Source organism: Dickeya zeae NCPPB 2538, assembly GCF_000406165.1.
GTDB lineage: Bacteria > Pseudomonadota > Gammaproteobacteria > Enterobacterales > Enterobacteriaceae > Dickeya > Dickeya zeae.
In genome coordinates, this window is record NZ_CM001977.1 from 2,053,376 (window position 1) to 2,065,054 (window position 11,679).

Below are 11,679 nucleotides of genomic sequence, written 5' to 3' on the forward strand. Positions count from 1 at the left end.
TACTGGCGCAAAAGTATCAATTCCTATCAGGATGAACCAATAGCGCGTTTGCGATCAGTCGCATTGCACCTTGATCGCCAGCCCTCCGCGGGAGGTTTCGCGGTATTTGGCATTCATGTCCTTGCCGGTTTCGTACATGGTTTCAATCACCTTATCGAGTGATACGCGGGCTTCAGTCGTTCGACGTATCGCCATGCGCGTCGCGTTGATAGCTTTGACGGACGCGATAGCATTGCGCTCGATACACGGCACTTGCACCTGTCCGGCAACCGGATCGCAGGTCAGGCCTAAATTGTGTTCCATACCGATTTCGGCGGCTACACACACCTGCTCCGGGCTGGCACCCAGTAACTCAGCCAGACCCGCTGCGGCCATTGAACAGGCCACGCCCACTTCACCCTGACAACCGACTTCAGCTCCGGAAATAGACGCATTCATTTTATACAACGACCCGATCGCACCGGCCGCCATGAAATAACGCAGGTAGATACCGGGGCCGACAGGTTCGATAAAGTGATCATAGTAGGCCAGTACCGCTGGCACGATGCCACAAGCGCCGTTGGTCGGTGCGGTGACAACGCGCCCTCCGGCGGCGTTTTCCTCGTTGACCGCCAGTGCGAACATATTGACCCAGTCCACCACGTTCATCGGGTCGTTAGATAGCTTGTCCGAAGAGACCAACATGCGGCGAAGTGCGGCGGCGCGGCGCGGTACTCGCAGCGGGCCTGGCAACACACCTTCGGTGTTCATGCCGCGATCCATACACGCGCGCATGGTTTGCCAGACTGCGGCGAAATAATCCTCAATTTCCTGGCGGCTATGCAACGCCAGTTCGTTGCGCATCATCATGCCGGAAATGGAAAGCCCGCTTTGTTTGCAGTGCTCCAGAATTTCCCGGGCGGAGCGATAAGGATGCGGTACGGTGAGGGGATCTTCCTGAGTCTGGCCAAAGTGCGCTTCATCGACGATAAACCCACCGCCAATCGAATAATACGTTTGGCGAAACAGCGGAAGATCGGCAGCAAAAGCGGTCAGTGTCATGCCGTTTTCGTGCAACGGCAAATTTTCTCCCCGGAAGACCATGCCGCCTTCTCGGGGGAAGGCGACCTCATGCACTCCCGCCAGAGATAACCGTTCGGTCTGCTCGACTTCCCGAATGAACGTCGGGATAGCATCAATATCCACCGTATCGGGTTGGTTACCTGCCAGGCCAAGGATAATCGCGATATCGGTATGGTGCCCCTTGCCGGTCAGAGCCAGAGAGCCGTAAACCTCGACCATGACCCGATCGGTACGGGACAGCAAATCCCGCTGTTGCAGTTCATCGACAAATTGCTTACCGGCTTTCATCGGTCCAACCGTATGAGAGCTGGAGGGGCCAATTCCGATTTTGAACATGTCGAATACGCTTATCACGCTGAAACTCCTCTCAGGGCGTTGCCTGTTGTGACTATTTGCCTGTTGTGACTATATAGGAAGCGGGCCATTGTTGCTCGCCATACCACCACTTATCCGGTGTGATGGCGCGGAGCTGACTCGCTTTAGAATAAAACTCGATAGAATGCGCTATTGTAGTGGAGAGTATGCTGCCATATTCGGCTTTTCACATGAAATAAAGTTATGTTATGCCGAAAAATAACTTATGGCTGGCGAGGAGGAACACGCAGAGATCAAACTGACTCCGGCATCGCCACGTGCAGTGCTAACTGACGAATGATGGCAGCGGTTAACCCCCAGACCAGTTGCTGCTGATACCAGGAGAGATACACCCGGTGGCGTTGTTGATGGCGTTTGATATCAAGCGGGTAGTAACGCTGTAGGGCGAACGCCTCGCGTAATGGCATTTCAAACAGTTCTGCGACTTCATCGGCGTTGGGATGAAAGGGCGTGTCCTCCGGCAACAGCCCGACCACCGGCGTGACCTGATAACCACTGGAGCTGTCGAAGGCGGGTAGCGTACCCAAAATCTGAACCGATGCCGGAGGAATGGCGACTTCCTCCTGGGCTTCACGCAGTGCGGTGGCAATCAGCGAGGCGTCTTCTGGGTCTGCCGCTCCGCCGGGGAACGCTACCTGCCCGGCATGCTTACGCAGGTGGGGCGAACGGCGTGTCAACAGCAGGCACGGGTCCGGGCGACGGATAATCGGTATCAGTACGGCAGCCTGCCGTTGGTGGCGCGTAATCGGCAAAACCGGTGCTGTTTGCAACTGAAAGCGTGTAATAAACGCGTCCAGATCGTAAGGGGAGTCATCCTCCGTATCGGACAAGAAAGGCAACAGCGTGGTATCCGTCATCTTGTTCAGCCCTCCGGTTTACTCCATGGTCGATATTGTTAATAACGGCAGAATACGGCCAATCTTGTCGAATGTTTCCTGATATTCTGCCTGTTCTTCGCTATCGGCCACAATTCCACCACCCGCCCAGCAGGACAGTGTGCCGTTGGTGGCGATCAGTGTGCGGATGGTGATGTTGGTATCCATGGTGCCGCAAACGCTGAGATAACCGATACTGCCGCAATACGCATTGCGTCGGTGAGGTTCCAGTTCCTCGATAATCTCCATCGCCCGCACCTTGGGCGCACCGGTGATCGAGCCGCCGGGAAAGCAGGCGCGCAGCAGGTCGGTGGCGTGCTGTTGCGACGGGAGTTGCGCTTCGATGGTGCTGACCAGATGGTGTACTGCCGGAAACGGCTCCACCACAAATAGCTCGGGAACACGCACGCTACCCGGCACGGCGACCCGACCAATATCGTTGCGCAGCAGGTCAACGATCATCAGGTTTTCTGCGCGGTCTTTTTCGGAGTCAGCCAGTCGCTGCGCCTGACGGGCATCTTCGTCGGCATTTGGCAGTCGCGGCAGTGTGCCTTTGATCGGTCGCGTTTGAATGTGGTTATCGTGTAGCCACAGGAAGCGCTCTGGCGAAATACTGAGCACGGCGCTATGCGGCAATCGCAGAAAAGCGGAAAACGGTGCCCGGTTGCTGGCGGAAAGCGTCAGAAATGCCTGCCATTCATCCCCTTGATAAGTCGCCTGAAAACGCTGAGCCAGATTGACCTGATAACAATCGCCTGCACGCAAATAGTCCTGAATCCGGCGGAACTTTTCACCGTACTGGTCACGACTCATGTTGGCTTGCCAGTTACTGGTCAGGCAGAAGGTACCCGGTTCAACGGGGGCAAGGTTATTTAGCCAGTCCAGTCGGCTCGCGATATCACCATGGCAGACCAGGGTCAGGCGCTGTTGGTGATGGTCGGCAATTAACGCCCAATCGTAAATACCTACTGCCATGTCAGGCTGGTCGATATCCCGCGCCGCCACGGAAGGCAGGTGCTCCACCCGTCGACCCAAATCGTACCCAAACAGGCCTAGTGCGCCGCCCTGAAACGGGTAATCCGGATGGGGTGGCACGTTGACTGCCAGTGCGTCGATGTGCTGTTGCAGCAATAAAAACGGGTCTTCGGTCGAAATCTGCCGGGTATCACCCTGTTGGATAGTGGTTTGTGTACCAATGGTCTCTAGCGTCAGACGTGGCTCCGCCACCAGAATGTCAAATCGGTTATGAGGATGGTCGGCAAATCCGGAATGGAGCAACATCGCCCAGGGCTGGTGTGAGAGCGTGCTAAAAAGGCGTAACAGCACATCCGGTTGGTAGGACAGAGCATGATAGACTATCGGTGTCGGCATAACGGTATTGGTATGGTCTCGCGATGTTGGTCATACCGGCAGCCAAGCGCTGAACCGGCAGCAGGCGTTGCAGTGTTGCAAGCGTACCACAAACCGCAGCCTGACGCGGGCATAGTCGGCATAAAAAGGTTTTCAGGAGACGAATGATGTTTGCAGGTATCCCGGCGCTGACCCATGAGCAGCAGCAACAGGCGGTGGAAAGAATACAGCACCTAATGGCGGAAGGCATGAGTAGCGGTGAAGCCATTGCCCAGGTAGCGGAGGAGTTGCGTCAAAACCATCAGGGAGCACGGGTGGTAGCGCGTTTTGAGGATGACGACGCACCAGAGTAATGCAAGAGTCATGGCTGACGGGCGGCGTACTTCATCGCCGCCCGCAAGTGTTATGCCACAGCGGCGATCGCTTTGATTTCGACTTTAAATTTGGGGTTCATCAATTTCGCTTCAACGGTGCAACGCACCGGCGCGCTGCCTGCCACCACCCAGGCATCCCAGGCGGCGTTCATGGCGGCGAAATCCGCTTTATCGGTCAGAAAAATGGTGACATCCAGCAAGCGACTCTTATCGCTGCCCGCCTGTTGTAAGATAGCATCCAGCGACGCGAGTGCGTTTTCGGTTTGGGCTTTGGCGTCGTCATCCAGGTTTTCCGGCACACTGGTGTAGTACAGCGTGTTGTTATAGATAACCGCGTCGGACCAGCGTGCGTCAGGATTGATACGGGTAATGGACATGAAGTCAGTCTCCTTGTGGCATGTGCGCGTTGCAGGATTTGCGTATTGCCGCATGTGTAGTGCAGTTGTGCAGAATTGTGCAGAGTGGAACAGGCGCTAAAACCGCAGAGACTAACACAGTTCGGCTTTCCGTGTGACCCCAGCGTGGGGCGCAAATATTAGCGTGCGGTGGAGACTTGAGCCGCAGTGGTGTCGTGTACGCAGGCTTGGCATAATCAGCCACCTTAATTCCGCCGCATTTAGGTGACGGCATTGTCAGACAAGAGAGACCGCGTGACAGCAGAGAACACAATCGACGATTTTGCAACGGATGGCGTACTGGCGCTGGCGATTCAGGGCTTCCAGCCGCGTGAACCACAACGGCAGATGGCGGCGGCTGTGTTGGACGCCATTGATGCCAGACAACCGCTGGTGGTGGAAGCGGGTACCGGCACTGGCAAAACCTATGCGTATCTGGCACCGGCTCTGCGTTCTGGTAAAAAAGTGATTGTGTCTACCGGTTCGCGCGCGTTGCAGGATCAGTTGTATAGCCGTGATCTACCAACAGTCGCCACTGCATTACAGTTTCAGGGTAAGCTGGCGCTACTAAAAGGCCGTGCCAATTATTTGTGTATCGAACGCTTAGAGCAGCAATCACTGGCGGGCGGCGATTTGGGTCATGACGTGTTGCGTGAGCTGGTACGGTTGCGTGGTTGGAGCCGCGAAACTGAAGACGGCGATATCAGCCAGTGCGGCGATGTCGCTGAAGACAGTGCGGTATGGCCACTGGTGACCAGCACCAACGATAACTGCCTTGGCAGCGATTGCCCGCATTACAAAGACTGTTTTGTGGTGAAGGCCCGTCGACGGGCGATGGATGCCGATGTGGTGGTGGTGAACCATCATCTCTATCTGGCGGATATGGTGGTCAAAGAGAGCGGGTTTGCTGAACTGATCCCCGATAGCGATGTGGTGATCTTCGACGAAGCCCACCAGATTCCCGATATTGCCAGCCAGTACTTTGGTCAGCAGCTCTCCAGTCGTCAGTTGCTGGATCTCGCCAAAGATATCGTGATTGCCTACCGCACTGAAGTGCGTGACGCCAGTCAGTTACAGAAAAGTGCTGATCGTTTGAGCCAGAGTACCCAGGATTTCCGGCTGGCGCTAGGTGACCCCGGATTTCGCGGTAATTTACGTGACATTGTCACGGATAATCTATTGCAGCGGTCATTGACGTTGTTGGATGACGCGCTGGAACTGTGCTGCGATGTGGCGAAGTTGTCGCTGGGGCGCTCAGCCTTACTAGACGCGGCCTTTGATCGTGCGACCCTTTACCGGGCTCGATTAAAGCGGCTGCGCGATGTGCAGCAACCCGGTTACAGCTACTGGTATGAATGCACCTCGCGTCATTTTGTGCTGGCGCTGACGCCGCTGTCGGTTGCAGACCGCTTTCGCGAAGTCATGAGAGAGAAACCGGCCTGTTGGGTGTTTACCTCGGCCACGCTGTCGGTTAACGAGCAACTCACGCATTTTATTGAACGATTGGGGCTGGATCAGGCCCGCACATTACTGCTGCCAAGCCCGTTTGACTATGCGAGTCAGGCATTATTGTGCGTACCGCGCAACCTGCCGGAGATCAATCGCCCCGGCGCTGCCAGACAACTGGCGCGGCTGTTGCGCCCGCTCATCGAAGCCAATCAGGGGCGCTGCTTCATGTTGTGTACCTCACACCAGATGATGCGCGATCTGGCCACGGAGTTTCGTGCCTCGTTAACGTTGCCGGTGCTGGTTCAGGGTGAAACCAGTAAGCCACAATTGCTGGCGCAGTTTTTGGCAGCGGGCAATGCGCTGCTGGTGGCGACTGGCAGCTTCTGGGAAGGGGTGGATGTGCGGGGAGATGCGCTGTCGTGTGTGATTATCGACAAGCTGCCGTTTACCTCGCCGGACGATCCGCTGCTGAAAGCGCGTATGGAGGATTGCCGGGTGCGCGGCGGTGATCCGTTTAATGAGGTACAACTGCCCGATGCGGTCATTACCCTAAAGCAAGGGGTTGGTCGGTTGATTCGCGATGTGGAAGATCGCGGTGTGTTGGTGATTTGCGATAATCGCCTGGTGACACGGCCCTATGGCGAGGTGTTTCTGACCAGCCTACCACCTGCACCAAGAACGCGAGATTTGCGCCAGGCTATCGATTTTCTGACGCGCAAACCGTGACGCTTACCGGCGCTGGCTGTTATGATGCGCGCCGTTGAAATATTTTCTCCCTGCCTGAGGTTGGCATGTCTACGCGAATTTTAGCGCTTGATACCGCAACGGAAGCCTGTTCTGTTGCACTCTGGAATGATGGTGAAATCCATTCCCTGTTTGAGGTTTGCCCTCGTGAACATACCCAGCGAGTATTGCCGATGGTCCAGCAACTGCTGGCCGAGCAAGGTATTACGCTCAATCAACTGGACGCGCTGGCGTTCGCTCGGGGGCCGGGCAGTTTCACCGGTGTGCGTATTGGTATCGGTATTGCGCAAGGGTTAGCGTTGGGCGCCGGTTTACCGATGCTTGGCGTGTCGACGCTGGCGACGCTGGCGCAAGGGGCGCACCGCCTGACCGGCGCGAACCGGGTATTGGCCGCCATTGACGCCCGTATGGGGGAAGTCTATTGGGCGAGTTATGAGCGTGTTCAGCAAGGTCACTGGCAGGGTGAAGCGAGTGAGGCTGTGTTGGCACCGGTTCAGGTGCAGGCACTGACAGCATCACTGAGTGGCGACTGGGCCACGGCTGGAACCGGCTGGCAAACCTACCCGGATTTACTTGATAACCCGGCTATCACCCTGAATCATACCGATGTGCTGTTGCCTCAGGCTCAAGATATGCTGCCGCTGGCCTGGCAGTTATGGTCGTCAGGCGGTGCGGTGAACGTCGAACAGGCTGAACCCCGCTATCTGCGCAACAATGTGGCATGGAAAAAATTACCCGGCCGCGAATAACAGCAACTTATCGCATCAGCTACAGTCTAATTCAGGTATCTGTCATAACTTAACTTAACGGCAGCAGGCAGGTGTATGTGATGACAATCGAATGTTTCGCCAATCAAGCGTTTGAGCGCAGACGGTCAGGGTGGATTCGGGGTGGATGGTGCGCGCTGCTGTTGCTAAGCCTGAGTATGCTGTCAGGCTGCGTCACGGTACCGGATGAAATCCGTGGCACATCGGCAACACCGCAGATGGACCTGATTCGGGTGATGAATGCCCCCAATCTGTATGTCGGGCAGGAATCACGCTTTGGCGGCCGGATTGCGGATATTCGCAATGAAGCCAACCGCACCCGGCTGGAAATCGTGACATTACCGTTGGATGGTGCAGGCCGACCGCGGCTCGATGAACCATCGGAAGGGCGATTGGTAGCCTACGTGAACGGTTTTCTGGAACCGGTAGAGTTTAAAAACCAACTCATCACGGTAGTCGGACCGATTACCGGCAGCGAGCAGGGTAAAATTGGTGAACGGCCATACACATTTGTCGTCGTGAAGGTAGAAGGTTACAAACGTTGGCGAGTGGTGCAGCAGATGGTGTTGCCGCCACGGGCTTATGATCCCTGGTGGGACCGTCGCTATCGTCACGTCTGGGGACCAGGGTGGGGGCCAGGCTGGAATGATGGCTACGCACCGGTGCAGGTGGAGACGGTGGTAACCGAGTAATACTTATCATCCGTCAGGCACTGGCCTGATAGTCAGATGACCTGATAGTAAAACGAGGCGGCGAGGGTCGCCTCATTTTTTTGTCGTTATGGTTTTTGTAGTAATAGCAATACGTTGAAATTAAGTGATCGTCTTCTCAACCTGAGCATTGTGAATTTCACAGTTGTTAATATGAGTTAAAATGTTGTTACAGATCACTCGGGTTGGGATTGATTATGCCACTTAAAAAATATCTCGGGAGTGACGTTTTGGAAAAAATCTGGTTAGCGCGTTATCCGGCGGATGTCCCTGCGGAAATTGACCCGGATCGTTATGAATCGCTGATCGAATTGTTTGAACAAGCGGTAGCGCGTTATGCCGACCAGCCCGCGTTTATCAATATAGGCGAGGTCATGACGTTCCGTCGGCTGGAGGAGCGTAGTCGTGCATTCGCCGCTTATCTGCAACATCAATTGAAGTTGAAAAAAGGTGAACGCGTCGCGCTGATGATGCCTAACCTGCTGCAGTACCCGATCGCACTGTTTGGCGTGCTGCGCGCCGGGCTGGTGGTGGTTAACGTCAATCCGCTATATACACCGCGTGAACTGGAGCACCAGCTCAAAGACTGTGGCGCCTCCGCGATTGTTATCGTTTCCAATTTCGCCCATACGCTGGAAAAGGTGGTGTATAACACCCCGGTGAAACATGTGATTTTGACCCGTATGGGCGATCAACTGGCACCGGCAAAAGGTACGCTGGTTAACTTTGTGGTTAAGTACATCAAGCGACTGGTACCCAAGTACCACCTGCCGGATGCCATTTCGTTTCGCCATGTTTTGCAGCAGGGCAAGAAGATGCCCTATGTGCGACCAGAAGTTAATAACCATGATCTGGCTTTTCTGCAATACACCGGTGGCACAACCGGTGTTGCCAAAGGTGCCATGCTGACTCACCGAAATATGCAGGCTAACCTGATGCAGGCCAAAGCGGCGTACGGTCCGGTGCTCCATGAAGGACGCGAACTGGTGGTAACGGCACTGCCGCTCTATCACATCTTCGCGTTAACGGTGAATTGCCTGCTGTTTGTCGAACTGGGCGGCAAAAACCTGCTGATCACCAATCCACGTGATATCCCTGGCATGATTAAAGAACTGGCGCATTATCCATTTACCGCTATTACCGGGGTGAATACGCTGTTTAATGCGCTGCTGAATAATGAAGCGTTTAGTCGGCTTGATTTTTCCACGTTGCACTTGTCGGTGGGCGGTGGCGCATCGGTACAACAGGTGGTGGCTGAGCGTTGGGAAAAACTGACCGGTATTCACCTGCTGGAAGGTTACGGGTTGACGGAAAGTGCCCCGCTGGTGGCGGGCAATCCTTACGACTTGCAGCACTATAGCGGCAGCATCGGTTTGCCGGTACCCTCCACCGATGTGCGAATCATCAATGATGACGGGCTGGATGTCGCACCTGGTGAGCCCGGCGAGCTGTGGGTGCGCGGCCCACAGGTGATGTCGGGTTACTGGCAGCAACCGGACGCCACGCATGAGGTGCTCAAAGAGGGGTGGCTGGCAACCGGTGACATTGTCACATCAAATGAGCAGGGTTTTCTGAAAATCGTTGATCGCAAGAAAGATATGATTTTGGTATCCGGTTTTAATGTTTATCCCAACGAGATAGAAGAAGTGGTGGTCCGCCATCCCAAGGTCTCTGAAGCCGCTGCTGTTGGTGTACCCAGTGAAACGTCAGGGGAAGCGGTAAAAGTTTTCGTGGTATGCCGCGATCCGTCACTGACGGTGGAGGAATTAGTGAGCCATTGCCGCCGGAACCTCACGGGGTATAAAGTGCCGCGATTATTTGAGTTCCGAAGTGAGTTACCTAAATCCAACGTAGGGAAAATTCTCCGGCGTGAGCTGCGTAATGAGCAGTCAGCTGCCTGATGGTTGCCTGTGGCGGTCATGACGGGTATGGTGAGAGCCTGCCTGCTGAGCACCACAGGACAACATCACCTTTCGCCAGGCCTTTGCCTGCCCTGACGGACCGGTAGAACGGCACCGTGTGGTTCGTCATGAATGTGTTTTATGCCCTGAGTGCGACTTTTCGCACTGGGTACAACCAAGAGAATACCGTTTTGAATTATCAGTTGATTACTACCGATGAAGGATTATCAGCGGTGTGCGCGTTGGCGTGCGCGGTGTCCGAAGTCGCGCTGGATACCGAGTTTGTCCGTACCCGTACTTACTATCCGCAACTGGGGCTGATCCAGTTGTATGACGGGGAGAACTTGTCGTTAATAGACCCGCTGGCAATCAGCAACTGGGAGCCGTTCCGTGCACTGTTGCAGAACCCGCAGGTGACTAAATACCTGCATGCCGGTAGTGAAGATTTAGAAGTGTTTTTGAATGCGTTCGGTTGCCTGCCGTCGCCCTTTATCGATACCCAGATTCTGGCAGCATTTCTGGGTAAGCCGTTGTCTTATGGCTTTGCCGCACTGGTGGCGGATTACCGCCAGGTTGTGCTGGATAAAAGCGAGTCCCGCACCGACTGGCTGGCGCGTCCGCTGAGCGAGAGACAGTGCCAGTATGCGGCCGCCGATGTGTTTTATCTGCTACCGGTAGCCAGAGTGCTGGTGGAAGAGACCCGGTCGGCTGGCTGGATGGAGGCGGCGCTGGATGAGTGCCAGTTGCTATGCCAGCGTCGTCAGGATGTATTGGCACCGGAGATGGCGTATCGGGAAATCGGTAATGCCTGGCAACTGCGGGGGCGTCATCTGGCTTGTCTGCAAAAACTGGCAGCGTGGCGTCTGCGTAAAGCACGTGAACGTGATAGCGCGGTAAATTTTGTTGTTCGTGAGGAGAACCTGTGGCAGGTTGCTCGTTGCCTTCCCGGTTCGCTCGGCGAGCTGGACTCGTTAGGCCTGAGCGGGCCGGAGATTCGCTATCACGGTAAAACGCTGTTGTCGCTGGTGGCGGAAACTGCGTCGCTGAGTGAGGCGGATTATCCGCCTGCCGTGGTTAACCTGATCGATTACCCCGGCTACAAGAAAGCTTTCCGTGATATCAAGGCGCTGGTGCAACAGTGCGCTGAACAAAGTGGTTTATCAGCAGAATTGCTGGCATCCCGGCGGCAGATTAACCGTTTGCTGAATTGGCACTGGAAACTGGTATCGCTGGATAATGCGCCGGAAATGGTCACTGGCTGGCGCGGTCGTCTGTTTGGGGATGGGTTGCAAGCGATTCTGGCGCAGTATTAAGCACGATAAATCATCATCACGAAAGCTACCGCCCCTGATTTGCAGGGGCGGTAGTGGAACAGGGAAGCTGTGATTATTTGTCGACGGTCGGCGTAGGTGCTGCGGGCTCGTCGGCTTCCGGCAACGTAACGTTCAGTTCCAGTACGGAAATATCATCGCCTTTCTGTTCCAACTGTACCGTGACCATTTCCGGGTCTATCTGCACGTATTTGCAGATAACTTCCAAAATGTCTCGTTTGAGCTGCGGCAGATAATGCGGCTCACTGTCCCCACGGCGTCGCTCCGCGACAATAATCTGTAGCCGTTCCTTGGCGATATTGGCTGTCGTTTTTTTGCGGGACAAAAAGAAATCGAGTAACGCCAT

Annotated in this window: 11 protein-coding genes; 6 read left to right on the plus strand and 5 right to left on the minus strand. The window is 55.2% G+C overall.

Going from position 1 to position 11,679, the window contains the following annotated elements:
- Window positions 1-54: 54 nt before the first annotated feature.
- From DZE2538_RS08945 to pabB, 3 genes are all read right to left on the minus strand, one after another.
- On the minus strand, window positions 55-1,416 hold the full coding sequence (locus DZE2538_RS08945) for an L-serine ammonia-lyase (protein WP_038916135.1): 1,362 nt from the start codon (window positions 1,414-1,416) through the stop codon (window positions 55-57).
- 254 nt (window positions 1,417-1,670) lie between these two features.
- Window positions 1,671-2,294: a CoA pyrophosphatase gene (locus DZE2538_RS08950; RefSeq protein ID WP_038916136.1), complete on the minus strand. Its 624-nt coding sequence runs from the start codon at window positions 2,292-2,294 to the stop codon at window positions 1,671-1,673.
- A gap of 18 nt (window positions 2,295-2,312) precedes the next feature.
- Window positions 2,313-3,683, minus strand: coding sequence for an aminodeoxychorismate synthase component 1 (pabB, locus tag DZE2538_RS08955; RefSeq protein ID WP_038916137.1), 1,371 nt, complete (start codon window positions 3,681-3,683; stop codon window positions 2,313-2,315).
- A 146-nt stretch (window positions 3,684-3,829) separates the two neighbouring features.
- Here pabB and DZE2538_RS08960 point away from each other — a divergent pair, with 146 nt between their 5' ends.
- Window positions 3,830-4,015 (plus strand): YoaH family protein, encoded by a 186-nt coding sequence (locus DZE2538_RS08960; RefSeq protein ID WP_016941437.1) that lies wholly within the window; start codon window positions 3,830-3,832, stop codon window positions 4,013-4,015.
- A 50-nt stretch (window positions 4,016-4,065) separates the two neighbouring features.
- Here the strand turns inward: DZE2538_RS08960 and DZE2538_RS08965 are convergent, their stop codons facing one another.
- On the minus strand, window positions 4,066-4,413 hold the full coding sequence (locus DZE2538_RS08965; RefSeq protein WP_038913910.1) for a RidA family protein: 348 nt from the start codon (window positions 4,411-4,413) through the stop codon (window positions 4,066-4,068).
- A gap of 273 nt (window positions 4,414-4,686) precedes the next feature.
- On the opposite strand from DZE2538_RS08965, the gene DZE2538_RS08970 reads away from it, so the two are divergent.
- The 5 genes from DZE2538_RS08970 to rnd all read left to right on the plus strand — a co-directional run bounded on the left by DZE2538_RS08970 (window position 4,687) and on the right by rnd (window position 11,315).
- Window positions 4,687-6,606, plus strand: a complete 1,920-nt coding sequence (locus DZE2538_RS08970) for an ATP-dependent DNA helicase (protein WP_038916138.1) — start codon at window positions 4,687-4,689, stop codon at window positions 6,604-6,606.
- Window positions 6,607-6,671: 65 nt separating this feature from the next.
- Window positions 6,672-7,373, plus strand: a complete 702-nt coding sequence (gene tsaB, locus DZE2538_RS08975) for a tRNA (adenosine(37)-N6)-threonylcarbamoyltransferase complex dimerization subunit type 1 TsaB (RefSeq protein ID WP_038916139.1) — start codon at window positions 6,672-6,674, stop codon at window positions 7,371-7,373.
- 80 nt (window positions 7,374-7,453) lie between these two features.
- Entirely contained in the window at window positions 7,454-8,083 is a 630-nt protein-coding gene (locus DZE2538_RS08980; protein ID WP_023639609.1) for a Slp family lipoprotein, read from the plus strand.
- 248 nt (window positions 8,084-8,331) lie between these two features.
- Window positions 8,332-10,002, plus strand: a complete 1,671-nt coding sequence (gene fadD, locus DZE2538_RS08985) for a long-chain-fatty-acid--CoA ligase FadD (protein ID WP_038916140.1) — start codon at window positions 8,332-8,334, stop codon at window positions 10,000-10,002.
- Between the two features lie 191 nt (window positions 10,003-10,193).
- Window positions 10,194-11,315 carry a ribonuclease D gene (rnd, locus tag DZE2538_RS08990; RefSeq protein WP_023639611.1) on the plus strand — a complete coding sequence of 374 codons (1,122 nt, stop codon included), beginning with the start codon at window positions 10,194-10,196 and terminating at the stop codon, window positions 11,313-11,315.
- Window positions 11,316-11,388: 73 nt separating this feature from the next.
- Here rnd and minE read toward each other — a convergent pair whose 3' ends face one another.
- Window positions 11,389-11,679, minus strand: coding sequence for a cell division topological specificity factor MinE (gene minE, locus DZE2538_RS08995; RefSeq protein WP_016941431.1), 291 nt, complete (start codon window positions 11,677-11,679; stop codon window positions 11,389-11,391).

What these genes read in the sequence shown, in the direction of transcription:
- pabB (WP_038916137.1), bottom strand. Translation starts at nt 3,683, where the DNA reads ATGCCGACACCGATAGTCTATCATGCTCTGTCCTACCAACCGGATGTG.
- minE (WP_016941431.1), bottom strand. Translation starts at nt 11,679, where the DNA reads ATGGCGTTACTCGATTTCTTTTTGTCCCGCAAAAAAACGACAGCCAAT.
- DZE2538_RS08960 (WP_016941437.1), top strand. Translation starts at nt 3,830, where the DNA reads ATGTTTGCAGGTATCCCGGCGCTGACCCATGAGCAGCAGCAACAGGCG.
- tsaB (WP_038916139.1), top strand. Translation starts at nt 6,672, where the DNA reads ATGTCTACGCGAATTTTAGCGCTTGATACCGCAACGGAAGCCTGTTCT.
- DZE2538_RS08950 (WP_038916136.1), bottom strand. Translation starts at nt 2,294, where the DNA reads ATGACGGATACCACGCTGTTGCCTTTCTTGTCCGATACGGAGGATGAC.
- DZE2538_RS08965 (WP_038913910.1), bottom strand. Translation starts at nt 4,413, where the DNA reads ATGTCCATTACCCGTATCAATCCTGACGCACGCTGGTCCGACGCGGTT.
- DZE2538_RS08980 (WP_023639609.1), top strand. Translation starts at nt 7,454, where the DNA reads ATGACAATCGAATGTTTCGCCAATCAAGCGTTTGAGCGCAGACGGTCA.